The organism is Chryseobacterium sp. MMO-72 (assembly GCF_037146035.1).
Taxonomy (GTDB): domain Bacteria; phylum Bacteroidota; class Bacteroidia; order Flavobacteriales; family Weeksellaceae; genus Chryseobacterium; species Chryseobacterium indicum.
The window spans coordinates 320,481-337,857 of sequence record NZ_JBBCWG010000003.1; the positions used below are offsets into that span (position 1 = coordinate 320,481).

Here is a 17,377-nt window from a genome sequence, read left to right on the forward strand (position 1 = left end):
AGTTCCATATTAGTGAAACTCCCCTATTGATCGGGGAGTTTTTTTATGAGATATGAATGCTTTGTTAAATCGATAACAACAGCCGTTATAAAAGCATTAAAAAGTAGAGTTAAAAACCTGAAACAGCCGAAAAACCAATCATTTATTAACAAAATTTATAATGGGGTATTTTGAATTAATTTGATTGACTATCCTTTATTCCACCATAATCTGCAATAATTTTGTTAAAGAATCTTAATAAAAAAAACCGCACACCTATCCAAAACAGGCGGTTGCGGTTTATTTTTTTTTAACATACGTAAAAATTATGTTAAAATGTGTTAAATAAAGAACCTGACAATTGTCATATCGGGGCTCTTTTACTCGGATTCTATATTTTTGTATTGCTTTTGAAAATATACTATCCTTTTTTTAACACGGTAATCAAATATATATGAAGAAAAGAGTTTTGTTTTATCTAGTTGCTTTCGTCTCTACTGTATCGTTACAATCGTGTGTTACAAACTACGTAGTTTCAAAACCAGCAACTTACGCTAAAGAATACAAAACAGATGCCAAACTTGCCTCTCTTGAAACAAACAAAATGGAGCAGGATAAGCAGAAATTAATCAACTCATTTCTTGCAGAAAAGGCAGCTACTTTAGCCAACACAAAAAATTCTATCAAAAATTCTGAGATTGCAAAAGCAATCAAGCATAACGCAACAATCGACAACATCTTAAACGAAGCACAGACTTATCTTGGAACTCCTTACCGATATGGAGGAATGACAAGAAACGGAATCGACTGTTCTGCTTTCGTTCTTTCAGTTTTCGGAGCTGCAGCAGGTCTTAGCTTACCAAGAGTAGCTGCTTCACAATCTGAAGAAGGTGAAAAAATCGAGAAAGAAAACCTTCAGAAAGGAGATTTAATCTTCTTTTCTCACGGAAGAAGAATTTCTCACGTAGGAATCGTAGAAAGCGTAACTGAAGACGGAGAAGTGAAGTTTATTCACGCCGCAACATCAAAAGGAGTTATGATTTCTTCATTAAATGATTCTTATTGGGGTCCAAAATACAGATTCGGAAAGAGAATCATTAACGAAAACGGAGAAGCTTACAATAATCTTGCAACAACAACTCCGGCAGCAAACGCAGCAAGTTTTTAATTTTAAATAATTGATTTAAATAATGAAACCATCAGAAATTTTGATGGTTTTTTTATTGTTTCGTTTTTGACTACCCCGTCTTTTGCTTCGCAAAATCCACCCCTTCAGAGAAGGGGAATTGCTTTTTTCTAATACTAAGAGGATAAATAATTTATTTTTAGTTTAATCTGAGTTCGGGATAAGTCTTCTTAAACGCAAGGTTAAACCAAGAGATTAAATTAACTTTTAAGATATACAAATGCGTAAAACTTATCAAAGTAATACCATTTTTGTCTTTTTTAAATAAACAAAGTGCCTTTGTTTAGCTTACAAACTTTCAATAAGTAAAAAAATCTTTTGTTTTTCTTTGCGATAAATTAATACAATACTGTAAATCAATTATTTAAATTCATTTCTTAATCTGGACTGAGGTTAGTTTAACAAACTAACTTCACCTGTAAAAGCTTCGAGATTGAACTTAGATCAGTTCTCATCTAATTTTGTTATTAAAATACTTTGAAATTGAACTCCTGCGGAGTTCTTATTCTGCGTTCTTCATTAATGCTACACAGATATCATTCCTACGGAATATTTATGTACAGAAAATCCAAAGATAAAATGGTATTAGACAGCAAAACGATCAACGATCAACAATTAACCATCAACTGTACCCTATCCGTTTTTATCAATTTCAATATCGAACTGATGAAGAAGACCATGAATTCCAGAGAGCGAAAATTTAGCCTTTTTAAGCCTGTTTGAAGCAGGATTGATGGAATAGCTGAACGATGTACGGAAATCCGCTTTTTCAAGGTTGGTGTGGTCGAAAACAGCTCCGGAGAGATCGCATCCGGAAAATATTGCGTTCGATAAATCGCATTCAGAAAAATCGACCTCAATTAATTTTGAATTTCTGAATAGTGTTTTTTTGATTGATGTTTTATAAAATATGGAATTGTTAAGAAAACAGCTTTCAAATGTAAATGATAATCCGAATTCATTGCAGTCGTTAAAATGCAGTCCAAACATTTTACACTCTTTAAAAACCACCTCGCGAAAAGCTGTTGAAACCAGATTCATCATGCTGAGGTTGCAGTCAATAAATTCGCAGTCGTTAAAATTGAATCCTGAAAGATTCGCGTATTCAAAATTACAGTTTCGGAAAGTACAGTTTTCGTATTCGCCTTTGTCTAAAGGCTGCGTGAAATTTATGTTCTCGAAATGCTGATCTGAAAAATAGGATTCTTTCATGAACTTTGTTGAGAGTTATTTTATTTCGCGAATTTAGCAGATTCAAGTTTGAAAATTAAAACATAGCATTTTAAACTTCCATCATCCCACTTCCGGCTTTAAGCTTTTAAACCAGACTATTCTTATCCGAATAATTCAGTTTAAAGAAAATAAAAGTCATCATTGAGAACGCCAGTAAAGAACTTCCTCCGTAACTGAAATACGGCAACGGAATACCAACAGTTGGGAATAGCCCCATTACCATTCCTAAATTGATGGTAAAGTGCATTAAAAGAATCGAGGCAAAGCAATATCCAAACACGCGGTTAAATCCCGATTTCTGTTGCTCGGCGAGATAATAAATTCGTCCGATGTAGATCATATAACAAAGAATAAGAACAGCGCTTCCTATAAAACCCCATTCTTCACCTACCGTACAGAAAATATAGTCGGTTTCCTGCTCCGGAACAAATTTCCCCTGCGTAACGGAACCTTCGCGGTATCCTTTTCCCCAAAGTCCTCCGGAACCGATAGCGGTTTTAGAATACAATAAATTATAACCGGAAGTATCTCTGAATGCTTTTTCACCTTTAAAAAGAACCTCAATTCTTTCTCTCTGGTGTTTTGGTAGTTTTTCTAAAATATAAGGCGCACCGAAAGCCAGACCACATAAAAGCAGCACCGAACCCGCAATACTTGAAATGGAAATAATATTCCACGACATTTTGTAATAATTCATTGCAATGTAACCTCCGATAATCAGAACGATGGTAATGGCAACCCAGATCGGATCTATTGCCAGAGAAACGAGGAAAACCCCTGCAAAAAGAAATCCTACTCCAAACAGAACTCCGCTCAATCCTTCACGATACAAGGCAATAAAAAAGGCGATAAAAACCAACATAGAACCTACATCGGGAATGGCAAGAACGACAACAGCCGGAATACCTACAATGGCTAAAGTAGTTAGTAAAGATTTCCTGTTTTTCAGATTAAATTCCGGTCCGGAAACATAATTTGCGAGCATTAAAGCGGTTCCTATCTTTGCAAACTCAACGGGCTGCATGGTAAAACTTCCGAATTTATACCAGTTTTTCTGCCCGAGAATTTCTTTACCAAAAGGAAAAAGCCCTACGAGAAGCAATACTCCACCGATGTAAATAATTCCTGACATATTTTCGAAGAACTTGCTTCGTCCCACGAAAATCACCAATCCTACGAACAGGGAAATGCAGAAGAAAATAAGCTGTTTTTCTCCTAACTTCTGGTCTACACTGTAAATATTTGCGATGGCAAAAGCACAAAGCAGGAAATATAAGCCAAGACCTAATTTATCTATTCCTTCTGCCCATTTCATTGTTTAGCAGGTTTTGTTTTATTATTTTTCGTTTCGATGTCTATCTGTTTCTGCAGTTTTGCTTTCTGCTCTTTTACGAATTTCAGGCTGTCCTGTATTCTTTTTTGCTTGAGAGAATCTACCGGTTCTTTGTACAATCCTTTGCGCTTCAGATCTGCAATCCACTGTCTTTTGTATTCAGGCATAAAGCTTGAGGAAGTCATTTTTTTGTAGAGATTTTCACGCTTCAGATCACCCGTAATAAATTTTTCGGCGATTACCGTTGAGGCTGGACCCGCCCAGGTTGCTCCAAATCCTGCATGTTCCATTACCGCTGCAACCACAATTTTAGGTTTATCAGCCGGAGCAATTAAAACAAAAATGGAATTATCTTTTCCCTGTGGAACCTGTGCAGTTCCTGTTTTTGCTAACTGCGTGAAGTCATTTGATTTTAAACCATGTGCCGTACCTCTTAAAACTACGGCTTCCATTCCTTTCAGAACGGGTTCAAAATGTTTTTTATCAACCAAAGTCTGATGCTTCTTTTTGAATCTCGGATCAGGATTGGGTTTTCCGTCGATCGATTTTACGATATGCGGAGTATAATACCATCCTTTATTGGCAATTGCAGCAACATAATTGGCAAGCTGAAGCGGAGTTACCAGAACATCACCCTGTCCCATTCCGTTGAAAACAGCTCCTGTAGCCAAAGGATCCCAGTTTTTAGGATCTTTTTTAGAACCACTTGCTTTGTAAATGGAAGCCATTCTTTTTTCATAAAACTCTCCGGTAGGAATTCTTCCCTTTGCACCTACTGCAAAATCATTATTCAAAAATTCTCCTACTCCAAAGCTGCTCATGATCTTTTTCCATTCGTCAACTCCCTTCGAAGGATTTCCGGGATATTTATTGAGAATTGCTAAATAAGCGTACGAAAAGTAACAGTTACTCGAAACCTGAATAGCAGGGATCAGAGGATCTGCACCACCATGACCTTTAATTCTCAAGCCTCTGTAATTAAATCCGCCACCGCAAGGGAAGATTGTATTTTCGTCCATCACGCCCATCTGCATAGCAGACAAAGCGGTTAACAATTTAAATGTGGAACCGGGAGGATAAGCCGCCTGTAAAGACCGGTCGAAAGTCGGTTTGTTCTCGTAGATCGTATCTTTGGATAAAGCGTATAGATTTTTAGATTTATTCGGTCCTGTAAAAAGATTCGGATCGATATCCGGTCCGGTTGCAGCCACCAGAACTTCTCCGTTATTGGGATCAATTGCTACAATCGCACCATGCTTATTGACAAGCATTTCTTCAGCAATTCTCTGCAAATCGTAGTCTATGGTAAGTGTAATATCTTTTCCTGTGATAACGTCTTTGTCTAAAGATCCGTTTTTGTAAGGTCCTACATTCCGCAGTTTAATATCTTTCTGAATATATTTCATTCCCTTCACTCCGCGAAGGTCTTTTTCGTAGGCTTTTTCAACCCCTGTTTTTCCGATGAAATCGCCCGGTAAATAATAGGCAGAGTCTTTTTTAATTTCTCTTTCGTTAACTTCACTGGTATATCCCAAAAGATTTCCCGACGTAGAAACTTCATATTGTCGCTGAGGTCTTGAAACGATGCTGAAAGCGGGATATTTGAATATGATTTCCTGAACTCTCGCAATATCTTCACGGCTTAGATTTTTCATGAAGGTCATGGGAGTCAGCTTAGAATAATATTTTTCTTTTTTAATATTTTCGATGGTTCTGACGAAATCATTTTTCGAAATCTTCATCAGGTTACAGAATCCAACGGTATCAAAATCAGGACGCATCAAAGCCTGAGTGAAGGAAATTTCGTAAGCAGGCTGGTTTCCCACCAGAATTTTACCGTTCCGGTCAAAAATGACTCCTCTTTGCGGAATAACGTATTCAATTTTAATGGAAGTGTTCGCCGCATTTAAAGCGTAACGATCCGTAAACAACTGTAAATAAGCAATTCTCGCCACAAAAATCAGAGCGATAACGATAAGAACGGAAAAGATTTTTAAATAACGTGTGTTCAAACTTTTTGTTTGATTTTAAAGATTAATGCGTAAATAACTATAAATATAAACGAAATTAAACTAGTTACCAATACATTAAGCAATATTTCAAAAAATCTGCTGAACTTGAAGAATTCAATGTACTGAACTAAAAGCTGATGCAAAAAGATACTTGAAAATAAAAACAGTAAAAACTGCGCCCACTGCAGGGACTGAAAAGAGAAAAAATCTGTGGAAGTATCTGTAGAAGTTCTGAAAATCAAAGTCCTGAAATAAGCAATCAAAGTGGTTGCAAACGCATTCATTCCCCAGGTTCCAAGAAATGCATCTACGGAAAGTCCGATGAGAAAACTTAATGCTAAAAACTGAAATTTATTTCTGAAAAAAGGATAAAACATAACGAATACGGGATAAAGTACAGGAGTGTACTTTCCGAAAATGGTGATCCTGTTCAGTACAAAAATCTGTAATGAAACAAGAAAAATCATAATCAATATATCCGTAAATAATGTCCTGCTAATCATTTTCCTTTTTTATTACAGCCTGCATGGTATCCTGAATCTTCTGAACTTCAGCTTTTTTGAGGTTTTTAACCACATAAACTTTGCTTAAAGCCCCCATTTTTTCACTTAGTTCCACCGAAATATCCCAGAATCCGGTTTTATTATCCACAGAATATCCTGCAATGGTTCCGATCTGTACACCTTTAGGGAAAATCGCTGATTTTCCATCGGTAACCACAGTATCACCAATTTTTAACGCAACATATTTTGGAATATCCGCCAGATGCATGACTCTGGAATTGTCCCCGTTCCATGTTAAAGTTCCGAAATATCCTGAGTTTTTTAAAGCAGCATTGATTCTGATTTTATTAACACTTAAAACCGACTGAACCAAAGCATAGCTGTCTGTAGAATTAATAACAATTCCGGCGATCCCTTTCGGAGCCATCACGCCCATTTGCGGAAAAACACCGTCTCTGCGGCCTCTGTTGATGGTAAAGTAATTATTTCTTCTGTTGATACTGTTGAAAACAATCTCCCCATCTACAAAAGTATAGATTTGTCCGCCTCCGATGGTATCATGAACTTTTCTGAACACAGGATTTTTCGCTCCCTGTTTTCCGTAAAGTTCTACCATCAGGGCTTTATTTTGTGCCACAAGATCTTCGTTGATCTGTTTCAGCTTAAGATACGAAACCCCTTCATCAATATATCCCGAAACCCACGAATTGAAAGCAGCAGACTGCCCTGCAATCCAGGATTTCTGCATGGCATTTTTAGAGAATATCAGAACAAGAGCAATGATTTGCAGAAATATAAAGAAGACAAATAGTGCATTCTTTGAAAATAATCTCAGCAAAAATCCCATTCAGATGTGTTTCGTAAAAGGTTAAAATTATTTAATTAAGAAATTGAATTTATCCATATTCTTAAGTGCAATACCGGTTCCGCGAACAACCGCTCTCAACGGATCTTCAGCGACAAATACAGGAAGACCTGTCTTTTTGTGTAACCTGTCTGCAAGACCTCTCAATAATGCACCGCCACCGGCAAGATAAATTCCTGTCTTATAAATATCTGCCGCCAATTCCGGAGGAGTAAGAGAAAGTGTTTCCATTACCGCATCTTCAATTCTGATGATTGATTTGTCCAATGCTCTGGCAATCTCTTTGTAACCCACCATAATTTCTTTTGGCTTTCCGGTAATAAGGTCTCTTCCCTGTACCGGAATATCTTCGATATCTACGTCTAAGTCTTCAACGGCAGAACCAACTTCGATTTTAATTCTCTCTGCTGTTCTTTCTCCGATGTATAAGTTGTGATGAGTTCTTAAGTAATAAGCAATGTCGTTGGTAAATACATCTCCTGCAATTTTCACAGATTTATCGCAGACGATACCTCCCAAAGCTACAACAGCAATCTCTGTAGTACCGCCACCTATATCGATAATCATGTTTCCTTCAGGTTTCTGTACATCGATTCCCACTCCTATCGCGGCAGCCATTGGTTCATAGATCAAACGAACTTCTTTAGCGTTTACTTTCTGGGCAGAATCTCTTACCGCTCTTTTTTCAACCTCTGTGATTCCGGAAGGAATACAGATAACGATTCTTAATGCGGGCTGAATAAATTTCCCTTTAATTCCCGGAATTTTTTTGATGAATTCCTTGATCATGTGTTCAGAAGCATGGAAATCGGCAATTACCCCGTCTTTCAAAGGGCGGATTGTTTTGATGTCCTCATGAGTTTTCCCCTGCATATGTTTTGCCTGTTCACCCACGGCAATCGGTCTGCCTGTCGAACGCTCGATCGCGACAATAGACGGCTGGTCTATAACAATTTTATTATTATGGATGATAAGGGTGTTGGCAGTACCAAGGTCTATCGCAATTTCTTGCGTAAACATATCGAATAAACTCATACTTTTACTTCTGATTTTTTAAAGAGTTACAAAGATATAAATTTAAGACAACCCAAGAAATTCCGCGAGCATATAATTTGGTTAAATTTTTATTAAAATTTGTAACAAGCTATTAACTTTTACCGTAAGCATTTACAGGATTTATTTTAAGCTGGATCTAAGGCAAATGCAGGCTTAATGCGGGTAAACCGACAATGACAAGTAAATCCTGTATGGTGAAATATTTTTCGGGAAGATGGAAATGGTGAAAATTTCTATTTTTTCAAAATTAATTTTAACGTTTATTAACAACAAGACATTGCTTTTCACAATTTCCTGAAATAGTTTTTTACGATAATTATCATATACATTTTCAGAAAGTAATTTGCTAAAAAAAACGTAAATTTGCGACGCTTATGTTACAATATTCAAACATACATCAGACGTCTAATTTTGCTGTACTTTCCGTTAGTTTTGAAAAAGCTGACGCAGAAACAAGAGGTAAATTTGCATTTTTTGATGAAAACATTAAGAATTTCGTTGCCCGAATCCATAATGAAGATTTAGGGGATTCCTTTGTTGTTTCTACTTGTAACAGAACCGAAATCTATACCACTTCTCCCAACTATCTTCTGGTTGCGGAAGAATACTGTAAAACCATCGGGGTTAATCTGATGGATTTTCTTCAGTTCGCGAATATTTTAACGAAGGAAGAAGCTTTAACTCACCTTTTCAGGGTTGCAGCCGGACTGGAAAGCCAGATTATCGGGGATTTTGAGATCATCGGACAGATTAAAAAAGCCTACAACCGTTTCAAAAAAGAAAGACAGAACTCTAATCCTTATCTGGAAAGAGCCATCAATTCCGCCATTCAGATTTCGAAAAGAATAAAAAACGAAACCGGAATTTCCAACGGAGCGGCTTCTGTTTCTTATGCGGCGGTTCATTATATCTTAAACAGCCAGAAAAGAATTACCGAAAAAAATATTCTTCTGCTTGGCGTAGGAGAAATCGGGCAGAATACGGTTGAAAATCTTGTAAAACACGTTTATCAGCCGAAAATAAAAATTGCCAACAGAACTCAGGAAACGGCAGCTAAGATTTCCGAGAAGTACAATATTCCGCATATTGATTACGCCGATTTTGATAAAGAATTGGGCAATACAGATATTCTTATCGTTGCGACCGGCGCAAGACATCCCATCGTGAACAGGTCTCATTTCCCGAACGGAAAAGAAACTTTGGTAATCGATTTATCCATCCCCAATAACGTGGATAAAAATGTAAAGGAGAATGAAAATGTAACGCTGATCGACGTAGATGAACTTTCCAAACAGATTCAGGAAACCATTCAGCAGAGAGAAAAAGAGATCCCGAAAGCCGAAAAAATCATCAAGGAAATGACGAAAGACTTCCTTGAGTGGGAAAAAAAGAGAAAACTGGCGCCCAATATTCATCATTTCAAAGCGGTTCTTAAGAATATGGAACGCAATGAAATGCATAATTTTTACAAAAAAAATAAATACATAAACATCACGGATATGGAACTTTCTGATAAAATGATCCAGAAAATTACCAACCGTTTTGCAAAATATATCATCGATAATCCTTTAAAAGCCGAAGAAATTAGTAAATTAATGCACGAAATATTAGTTGAACAACCAAACAACGAATTCAATGAAAAGCATTAGAATCGGAACCAGAAATTCTGCATTGGCACTTTGGCAGGCGAGAGAAGTTGCGAGGCATCTTCAGAACAACAATTATTTAACGGAAATCGTTCCTATTGTCTCTTCGGGCGATAAAAATCTTACACAGCCTCTATATTCATTAGGGATAACAGGCGTTTTCACCAGAGATCTTGATGTTGCCTTATTAAATGACGAAATTGATATTGCTGTACATTCTTTAAAAGATGTTCCTACAAAACTTCCTGAAAATCTTGAGATCGTTTCTTATCTGGAAAGAGATTTTCCGCAGGATGTCCTGATCCGAAAAGAATCGGCAAAAAATAAAGAACTTCATGAGCTAAAATTAGCCACCAGCAGTTTAAGAAGAAGAGCATTCTGGCTGAAGAATTTTCCAAATGCTGAATTTTCAGACATTCGTGGAAATATTCAGACAAGGCTTCAGAAGTTGGAGGATGGAGATTTTGATGCGACCATTCTGTCTCTGGCAGGAATTAAGAGAATGAAAATGGACATTGATTATGAAATGATTCCGTTTTTAATTCCGGCTCCGTCGCAAGGTGTAATTGCTGTTGCAGGACATTCAGACAAAACTGAGATCAATGATATCATCAGACAGTTTACCAATCATAAAAGCACGCAGATCTGTGTAGAAATGGAAAGAAATTTCCTGAGTACACTTGAAGGAGGCTGTACTGCGCCTATCGGAGCATTTGCAGAACTTTTTGAAGACCAGATCCGTTTTAAGGCAGCGCTTTGTTCTCTGGATGGTAAAAACAGCATCGCAACAGACGAAAGCTTTGTATATAATAATGAAGAAAATTTCGGAGAAAAATTCGCGAAAGTAGTTCTTGAAAACGGCGGAAAGGAATTGATGGCAGAAATTAAAAGCCAGATCTAAAATTCATTTTTTACATTTTTAATTTTTAAGGTTCCGGATTTCTATGAAGAAATATTTCTCAATATTTATTGTAGTTCTTTGTGTGTTTTTTGGAAAAGCACAGAATCAGTTTGCCCAAAAATTGTCTGATGCGGCTTTGAGTCTTACAAAAGATCGGGTAACTTACGATCCTGCCTATTTCAACATCAAATATCCGAACGGAGACGTTCCTGCGGACAAAGGTGTTTGTACCGATGTTGTAATCCGTGCTTACCGAAAACTGGGGATTGATCTTCAGAAAGAAGTGCATGAAGATATGGCGAAAAATTTTTCAAAATATCCTAAAAAATGGGGACTGAAAAAGCCCGACACGAATATCGACCATCGCAGAGTTCCCAACCTTAGAGTGTTCTTTGCCAAATTTGGGAAATCAAAATCCATTGAAACCAAACCGGAATTATATGTTCCCGGAGATATTGTAACCTGGGATCTTCCGGGAAATTTAACGCACATCGGAATTGTAGTGAACAGAAAGTCTGCCGATGGCAAAAGGTATCTCATTGTACACAATATCGGAGGCGGACAGGTTCTGGAAGATTGTTTGTTTAAGTTTACCATTACAGGACATTATCAATATCAGAAATAATGGTGAGAAATGTAATCTGCTTATTGGTTTTTATGTTGATGGGTTTTGCATCAGCTCAAAAAAACGAACTGAAAATCATCAGTAAGCCTATCAATTATTCTGAGGAAAGAATTCGTTTAAGTTTAGAATATCTGAAAGAGCATCACGGTCTGGCTCAGAAAACACCAACGATTGTTCCCAAAATGATCGTTCTTCATTACACGGCAGGCGGAAATGTGGAAAGCAATTTTAAATATTTCAATAAAACGCATCTTGAAAACGCAAGAAACACTTTAAAAAAGCAAAGTACGCTGAATGTTTCTTCACAATTCATCATTGACAGAGACGGAACGGTTTATCAGTTGATGGAACCGAATCAGTTTGCCAGACATACAATTGGTTTGAATTATTGCGCCATCGGAATTGAAAATATCGGAAGTAAAAAAGAACCGCTTACGGATAAACAGGTTTCCGCGAATGCACAACTGATACGATATTTAACCCAAAAATATAAAATAGAATACCTCATCGGACATTCGGAATACGGAATCTTCAGAAATTCAAAGCTCTGGAAAGAAGCTGATCCGAATTATTTCACAGGGAAAGAAGATCCGGGAAAGGATTTTATGAACAAAGTAAGGCTTCAGACCGCCGATTTACATCTAAAAGATAAACCATAATGAACATTTTATTTACCAAAAACCTAGATCCGGCGATTGTAACCAAAGAATTGGGAGACGATGTTTCGTTTGACTGTGTTGAGGTAATTAAAACAAGTTCTATAAAAACTGATGCTTTTGATCTCAAAGATTATTCATTGATTTTTACCAGCGCAAAAGGAGTAAGTTCCTTTTTTAAAAACGGATTTAAACCCAACGAAGATTTTACGGCGAAAAACTACAATAAAATCTACTGCGTCGGTGAAAAGACAAAAAAAGAGCTGAGAAGAAACGGATTCGGAACGTTTAAAGTCCTTAAAAACGCGGAAGAACTTTCGCGGTTTATCATAATGCACTGTCAGCAGGAAAAATTTCTTCATTTCTGTGGAAACATCGCATTAGACGTGCTTGACAAAAATCTTCCCCTTCAAAACATCAGCTACAGAAAAATAACGGTGTACAATACGGAAGAAATCAATCCGTTGATAAATGAAAAATATCATGCCGCAGTGTTTTTTAGTCCGAGCGGAGTTCGTAGTTTTGCAAATCGAAATTCTTTTGGGGATATGATTCTGGTTTCCATTGGAGAAACGACTGCCAATGAACTCAGAAAGCATACTTCAAAGCCTGTTTTGGTTTCGGAAGGAAGCACATTACTGTCTGTTTTAAAGCTGATCCGAAAAGAGATTTTAAATAAAATTTGATATTTTAATTGTCATTCTTGGCAATAAAGTCTAGTATATTATGATTAAAAACGACCTATACTTAAAAGCACTTCGCGGAGAAACCGTAGAAAGACCACCGGTTTGGATGATGAGACAGGCTGGAAGATATTTGCCGGAATTTATTGCATTGCGCGACAAATACGACTTCTTCACAAGATGTCAGACGCCGGAACTGGCTTCCGAAATTACCGTACAGCCGATCAGAAGATTTCCTTTGGATGCAGCGATTTTATTCTCTGATATTCTCGTTGTTCCGCAAGCGATGGGAATTGATTTTAAAATGAAGGAATCTGTAGGTCCATGGCTGGATAATCCGATCAGAACGATGGAAGATGTGCAGAGTGTGGTGGTTCCGGATGTGAATGATACTTTAGGTTATGTTTTTGATGCTATTGAACTGACTTTACAGAAATTGGATAATGAAATTCCGTTGATCGGTTTTGCAGGTTCTCCGTGGACGATACTTTGCTATTGTGTGGAAGGAAAAGGAAGCAAGGCTTTTGATATTGCTAAATCTTTCTGCTTTACGCAACCGGAAGCGGCACATTTATTACTTCAAAAGATTACTGATACAACGATTGCTTATCTTAAAAGAAAGGTTGAAAAAGGAGTTTCTGCGGTTCAGGTTTTCGATTCATGGGGCGGAATGCTTTCTCCGGCAGACTATCAGGAATTTTCATGGAAATACATCAACCAGATCGTTGAAGCTTTAAGCCCTTTAACGCACGTTGTGGTTTTCGGAAAAGGATGCTGGTTTGCTCTGGAAGATATGGCACAGTCTCCGGTTTCTGCTTTGGGTGTTGACTGGACGATTAAGCCTGAGTTTGCAAGAACTTTAACCAATCATACAATGACGCTTCAGGGAAATTTTGATCCTGCAAGATTGCATTCAACTCCGGAAACAATTAAAAAAATGGTGACGGAAATGATCAACCGTTTCGGAAAAGACCGTTACATTGCCAATTTAGGACACGGAATTTTACCGAATATTCCTGTAGAAAATGCAGAAGCGTTCATCAGAGCAGTGGTGGATTGGAAACCGAATGCTGAGTTTTAATTACAAAACTTAGCTTAGATTCCTACGGAATGACAAACCGTATGTAAGATTTATTCAAAAATTTAGCGAAAAATAAACAAAATACCCTTCCAACAATTGAAAGGGTATTTTTATGAGTAAAATAATCAATAATTACTTGATTTCTGTAATGAAGTCTTCTTTTGGTTTTCTTACTTTGGTTAAATTCACTAACCAGTCATTGGAAGCATCTCTGTACCCGATTGGTAACAAAAGAACGCTTTTTAAGCCTTTTTTCTGCAGGTTTAAAACCTTATCAACTTCTTGCGGAATAAAGCCTTCCATTGGGGTAGAATCTACTTCTTCGAAAGCGGCTGCAATAATCGCTGCCCCAAAACCGATATAAGCCTGTTTTGCGGCATGAGTGAAGTTTTCTTCAGCAGATCTTTGCGGATAGGTACTCAACAACATTTGTCTGTAATTTTCCCATCCTTCATTTTTAAATCCTCTTACTTCATTGGTAAGATCAAACATTGCATTGATTCTTTCTTCTGTGTAATTATCCCACGCTGCAAAAACCAATAAATGCGAACAATCTGTAATCTGCGGCTGATTCCACGCGTGAGGCTTGATCTGTTCTTTAACTTCCTGATTGGTTACGACAATGATTTCAAAAGGCAGAAGACCGCTTGATGTAGGAGCCAGTCTTGCCGCTTCTACTATTTTATCCACTTTTTCCTGTGGTACTTTCTGACCGTTCATAGCTTTGGCAGCATATCTCCAGTTCAGTTTTTCAATTAATTCCATAGATTAAATTTTAACTCCACAAAATTAAATGATGTACCACAATTTTTGATCTATGATTTTCAAATTTCATTTATTGGTATTATCTATAATACAGAATCTTCTTCCACCGGACTTGAAATCTGATCGGCAAAGTACTGCTCCAGATCTTTCAGGGTTTCAGGGTTGGTCTGAATATCTTTTACCAATTGTCCTTTGTTTACGACTACAATTCTGTTGCAGACTTCTGTGGTATGCGAAAGATCGTGGCTAGAAATAAGAAAAGTCACTCCATCATGTTTAGACAATTCTTTAATTAAATTTTTAAGCTTGATCTGTGTGGAAGGATCCAGATTGGCAAAAGGTTCATCCAGGATAATGATTTCGGGATTTCCGATGATGGCGCCCACAATTCCAACTTTTTTCTGGTTTCCTTTGGAAAGATCACGGACGTATTTTCCGGAGTTTAAAATTTCTCCGCTGAAAAGATCATGAAACTGTTTTAAAAAGACATCAACGGAGGCTTTATTCTGCCCTCTCAGTTCCCCGATGAAATAAAAATATTCTTCCGGTGTAAGATAACCGATGAGGAAAGAATCGTCTACAAAAGCGGAAACTTTGTTTTTCCATGCTTCAGATTCATTTACTTTTATCCCGTCGATGCTTACAAATCCCGTCGAAGCCTGAATAAGATCAAGCATTAAGCTGAAAAGGGTGGTTTTTCCGGCTCCGTTGTTTCCTACCAAACCGAATGTTTCCCCTTTCGGAATTTCCAGATGTTCTATATTTAAAACGGTTGCTTTTCCGTATGTTTTTGTTAAATTATTAATGGTGATCATATTAATCTTTGTTTTTGAATGCTTCTAATGTGCTGTATTTTTCTACTTTGTAGTGTTTTACGATAATATCGAAGATCTTTTCTCTGATAAAAAATCCGATTACTCCTAAAACTCCGATACTTATAACTCCCGCTGTAATACTGAAAAATTTCTGCATCAATGCGAAAACAAGCATCGGAAGAAACATCTTAGGAATCAGCAGCAAGAGTGCTTTTACGTTAAAGCTGTTTTTCTGTCCGAATCTTTTTTCTTTGGCATTAAGATCCATCTGCGTTTTGTTAAAAGCGCCCGACCAAAGTGTAAACTGAGAATTTACCCCGATATTGTAAATTCCGGCAGCGAAGAAGGTGAGATACATTTCCCAGCCGAAATAGGCATAGCAAACTGCCAGAATCATGGAAAAAGCGGTGACAATATTCATCAGCCACCATTTTGCTTTCAGGTATTCTTTGTAGGGTACATTCAGCGTCATCATCAAAGGATAGTAAGAGCTGTCGAAAGCAGGAACCCGCTGTCCGAACATAAACTGAAATCCTCCGGTAACGAACAATCCCATGAACATCATCATCGCAGGAGTTTTATAAACCGGTGACGAAAACATCAGCAGTCCGTAGAACAGAAACATTATGCTTCCCCACAAAATCCCTTTCGTTACCTTATTGCGTTTCAGCATTTTAATATCGTTATTGATGAACGTTCCGATCGCTCCGTATTTATTGAGAAAGGTAATATTCTCGGTTCTTCCGATTTCTTTTTTAGCTTCAAGACCTTCATCCAGATAAAATATTTTCCGGATATGGTTGTAACAGATTCTCCACAACCCGAAAAACAATCCGATTGAAATTACTACAAAATAAGGTCTTTCAAAAAAATTATAAAAGAACTGCTCAGAATAATCCAGAACCGGAACAATATTGTAATACGCCAATCCTGCAACTGCTGCAAAAACACATCCGACAACAATGGCAATGGTTTCTTTATCGTTAAAAAGAATGTTGATAAAATTATTCAGGTAAAATAACAGCGAAATCCCGATGAGCCATCCAACAACGCCCAAAACATCATATCCGTTGAATAATGCAATGATGGAAAAAGTAATCAGGAACAGGGAATTGAACCAACTGAAAGCCGACAGAAATGTTTTTCCCAGCATATAATTCACCAATGTCTTTTTGGGAATATTGAGCGTAAGAAACGGCTTGATATTCTGTGTCGGCAATTCCTGCCATATGTATTTGGCAATGAGATCGACCGCCCAAGCTGCAATCATGAATTTTGAAACCTCTTTAAAGGGATCCTGATGCATTTCTTCCTGAATATAAAAAAATGCGCCGAAAGCTCCTCCTACAAGACATGCCATAAAATACAGAATCCCGATAAAACGAAGGATCTTCATTGCCAGATTGATTCCTAAAGAACTGCCCCGAAAAAAGCTTTTGATTTCTAATCTGAGGAATTTTAAAAACATAGCCATCTTTTATTACATTAGTTTGTATAAAGATAGAATTGTTACAGAATTTATATACAGGAGCTTAATTAATTACAATCTTTGGCTGTATCTAAAAAGATTTTTTCCTTTTTCCAGAAATTTCCGGAATCTTTATATTTTAGCTGCATGGATAATATTCCTTTTTTAAACTGAAAATTTTCAAACAATTCTTCTGCATACAATATATCCGAGTTTTTCAGCGTATTTTCAATTTTATTTTGAGAAACTTTTATTCTGCAAGATTGATTGGTATTGAGATTAGTAAATAATACTTCATCATTTCCCGACATCGTCAATACATAAGGATTCTTGGAAGAATCATCGCTAAAAATTGCAGTTCCCAGTTCAGCAATCTTTTTCCCTGTTTCTTTGCTGTAAAGAATATATTCATGAGGATCACAACATCCGGAAGCCTTGCTGTTTTCTATCAAAAATGAATTTTTATATTCAGTCCACTGAATGTATCCTAATCTGGTCGTAAATTCCATTGTCTTTTTATCCAGCGAATATATTTTACGCCGAATTTTCCCTTTTTGAAACGTAATCCAG

At 37.1% G+C, this 17,377-nt stretch carries 17 protein-coding genes; 7 read left to right on the top strand and 10 right to left on the bottom strand.

The window, feature by feature from the left end; all coding sequences use genetic code 11:
• Positions 1-433: 433 nt before the first annotated feature.
• Entirely contained in the window at positions 434-1,147 is a 714-nt protein-coding gene (locus WFH39_RS06695; protein WP_336689273.1) for a C40 family peptidase, read from the top strand.
• Between the two features lie 651 nt (positions 1,148-1,798).
• On the opposite strand, the gene WFH39_RS06700 is transcribed toward WFH39_RS06695, so the two are convergent.
• The 6 genes from WFH39_RS06700 to WFH39_RS06725 all read right to left on the bottom strand — a co-directional run bounded on the left by WFH39_RS06700 (position 1,799) and on the right by WFH39_RS06725 (position 8,146).
• Positions 1,799-2,377, bottom strand: coding sequence for a pentapeptide repeat-containing protein (locus tag WFH39_RS06700; protein WP_336689274.1), 579 nt, complete (start codon positions 2,375-2,377; stop codon positions 1,799-1,801).
• 106 nt (positions 2,378-2,483) lie between these two features.
• On the bottom strand, positions 2,484-3,713 hold the full coding sequence (gene rodA / locus WFH39_RS06705; RefSeq protein WP_336689275.1) for a rod shape-determining protein RodA: 1,230 nt from the start codon (positions 3,711-3,713) through the stop codon (positions 2,484-2,486).
• Positions 3,710-5,743: a peptidoglycan D,D-transpeptidase FtsI family protein gene (locus tag WFH39_RS06710; RefSeq protein ID WP_214588044.1), complete on the bottom strand. Its 2,034-nt coding sequence runs from the start codon at positions 5,741-5,743 to the stop codon at positions 3,710-3,712. The genes rodA and WFH39_RS06710 overlap by 4 nt, the downstream gene beginning before the upstream one ends.
• Complete coding sequence (locus WFH39_RS06715) at positions 5,740-6,246, bottom strand: rod shape-determining protein MreD (protein ID WP_214588042.1); 507 nt, start codon at positions 6,244-6,246, stop codon at positions 5,740-5,742. The genes WFH39_RS06710 and WFH39_RS06715 overlap by 4 nt, the downstream gene beginning before the upstream one ends.
• A complete protein-coding gene (gene mreC, locus WFH39_RS06720) occupies positions 6,239-7,093 on the bottom strand; it encodes a rod shape-determining protein MreC (protein WP_235132486.1) in 855 nt (284 codons plus the stop codon). The genes WFH39_RS06715 and mreC overlap by 8 nt, the downstream gene beginning before the upstream one ends.
• Positions 7,094-7,120: 27 nt before the next feature.
• On the bottom strand, positions 7,121-8,146 hold the full coding sequence (locus WFH39_RS06725; protein ID WP_027381028.1) for a rod shape-determining protein: 1,026 nt from the start codon (positions 8,144-8,146) through the stop codon (positions 7,121-7,123).
• A 395-nt stretch (positions 8,147-8,541) separates the two neighbouring features.
• Between WFH39_RS06725 and hemA the strand changes: the two genes are divergently transcribed.
• The 6 genes from hemA to hemE are packed head-to-tail and all read left to right on the top strand — an operon-like array spanning position 8,542 to position 13,759.
• A complete protein-coding gene (gene hemA / locus WFH39_RS06730; protein ID WP_336689277.1) occupies positions 8,542-9,816 on the top strand; it encodes a glutamyl-tRNA reductase in 1,275 nt (424 codons plus the stop codon).
• Positions 9,803-10,714, top strand: coding sequence for a hydroxymethylbilane synthase (hemC, locus tag WFH39_RS06735; protein ID WP_336689278.1), 912 nt, complete (start codon positions 9,803-9,805; stop codon positions 10,712-10,714). The genes hemA and hemC overlap by 14 nt, the downstream gene beginning before the upstream one ends.
• Before the next feature lie 43 nt (positions 10,715-10,757).
• The gene (locus WFH39_RS06740; protein ID WP_076391385.1) at positions 10,758-11,339 is read left to right on the top strand and encodes a DUF1287 domain-containing protein; all 582 of its coding nucleotides are present in this window, start codon (positions 10,758-10,760) and stop codon (positions 11,337-11,339) included.
• A complete protein-coding gene (locus tag WFH39_RS06745; RefSeq protein ID WP_336689279.1) occupies positions 11,339-11,998 on the top strand; it encodes a peptidoglycan recognition protein family protein in 660 nt (219 codons plus the stop codon). The genes WFH39_RS06740 and WFH39_RS06745 overlap by 1 nt, the downstream gene beginning before the upstream one ends.
• Positions 11,998-12,681 carry a uroporphyrinogen-III synthase gene (locus tag WFH39_RS06750; RefSeq protein ID WP_336689280.1) on the top strand — a complete coding sequence of 228 codons (684 nt, stop codon included), beginning with the start codon at positions 11,998-12,000 and terminating at the stop codon, positions 12,679-12,681. Before WFH39_RS06745 ends, WFH39_RS06750 begins: the two co-directional genes overlap by 1 nt.
• Before the next feature lie 40 nt (positions 12,682-12,721).
• Positions 12,722-13,759 (top strand): uroporphyrinogen decarboxylase, encoded by a 1,038-nt coding sequence (gene hemE, locus WFH39_RS06755; RefSeq protein ID WP_214588032.1) that lies wholly within the window; start codon positions 12,722-12,724, stop codon positions 13,757-13,759.
• Positions 13,760-13,891: 132 nt separating this feature from the next.
• On the opposite strand, the gene WFH39_RS06760 is transcribed toward hemE, so the two are convergent.
• The 4 genes from WFH39_RS06760 to WFH39_RS06775 form a co-directional block, all read right to left on the bottom strand.
• The gene (locus WFH39_RS06760; protein ID WP_336689281.1) at positions 13,892-14,524 is read right to left on the bottom strand and encodes a nitroreductase family protein; all 633 of its coding nucleotides are present in this window, start codon (positions 14,522-14,524) and stop codon (positions 13,892-13,894) included.
• An 83-nt stretch (positions 14,525-14,607) separates the two neighbouring features.
• Positions 14,608-15,339, bottom strand: a complete 732-nt coding sequence (locus WFH39_RS06765) for an ABC transporter ATP-binding protein (RefSeq protein WP_336689282.1) — start codon at positions 15,337-15,339, stop codon at positions 14,608-14,610.
• A 1-nt stretch (position 15,340) separates the two neighbouring features.
• Positions 15,341-16,813, bottom strand: a complete 1,473-nt coding sequence (locus tag WFH39_RS06770) for a DUF5687 family protein (protein WP_336689283.1) — start codon at positions 16,811-16,813, stop codon at positions 15,341-15,343.
• Positions 16,814-16,875: 62 nt separating this feature from the next.
• Positions 16,876-17,316, bottom strand: a complete 441-nt coding sequence (locus tag WFH39_RS06775) for a hypothetical protein (protein ID WP_336689284.1) — start codon at positions 17,314-17,316, stop codon at positions 16,876-16,878.
• Positions 17,317-17,377: the final 61 nt, after the last annotated feature.

Coding starts and splice junctions, on each gene's coding strand:
- WFH39_RS06775 (WP_336689284.1), bottom strand. CDS start 17,316: ATGGAATTTACGACCAGATTAGGATACATTCAGTGGACTGAATATAAA.
- WFH39_RS06715 (WP_214588042.1), bottom strand. CDS start 6,246: ATGATTAGCAGGACATTATTTACGGATATATTGATTATGATTTTTCTT.
- WFH39_RS06740 (WP_076391385.1), top strand. CDS start 10,758: ATGAAGAAATATTTCTCAATATTTATTGTAGTTCTTTGTGTGTTTTTT.
- WFH39_RS06725 (WP_027381028.1), bottom strand. CDS start 8,146: ATGAGTTTATTCGATATGTTTACGCAAGAAATTGCGATAGACCTTGGT.
- rodA (WP_336689275.1), bottom strand. CDS start 3,713: ATGAAATGGGCAGAAGGAATAGATAAATTAGGTCTTGGCTTATATTTC.
- WFH39_RS06760 (WP_336689281.1), bottom strand. CDS start 14,524: ATGGAATTAATTGAAAAACTGAACTGGAGATATGCTGCCAAAGCTATG.
- WFH39_RS06700 (WP_336689274.1), bottom strand. CDS start 2,377: ATGAAAGAATCCTATTTTTCAGATCAGCATTTCGAGAACATAAATTTC.
- hemC (WP_336689278.1), top strand. CDS start 9,803: ATGAAAAGCATTAGAATCGGAACCAGAAATTCTGCATTGGCACTTTGG.
- WFH39_RS06745 (WP_336689279.1), top strand. CDS start 11,339: ATGGTGAGAAATGTAATCTGCTTATTGGTTTTTATGTTGATGGGTTTT.
- WFH39_RS06750 (WP_336689280.1), top strand. CDS start 11,998: ATGAACATTTTATTTACCAAAAACCTAGATCCGGCGATTGTAACCAAA.
- hemA (WP_336689277.1), top strand. CDS start 8,542: ATGTTACAATATTCAAACATACATCAGACGTCTAATTTTGCTGTACTT.
- WFH39_RS06770 (WP_336689283.1), bottom strand. CDS start 16,813: ATGGCTATGTTTTTAAAATTCCTCAGATTAGAAATCAAAAGCTTTTTT.
- WFH39_RS06765 (WP_336689282.1), bottom strand. CDS start 15,339: ATGATCACCATTAATAATTTAACAAAAACATACGGAAAAGCAACCGTT.
- hemE (WP_214588032.1), top strand. CDS start 12,722: ATGATTAAAAACGACCTATACTTAAAAGCACTTCGCGGAGAAACCGTA.
- mreC (WP_235132486.1), bottom strand. CDS start 7,093: ATGGGATTTTTGCTGAGATTATTTTCAAAGAATGCACTATTTGTCTTC.
- WFH39_RS06695 (WP_336689273.1), top strand. CDS start 434: ATGAAGAAAAGAGTTTTGTTTTATCTAGTTGCTTTCGTCTCTACTGTA.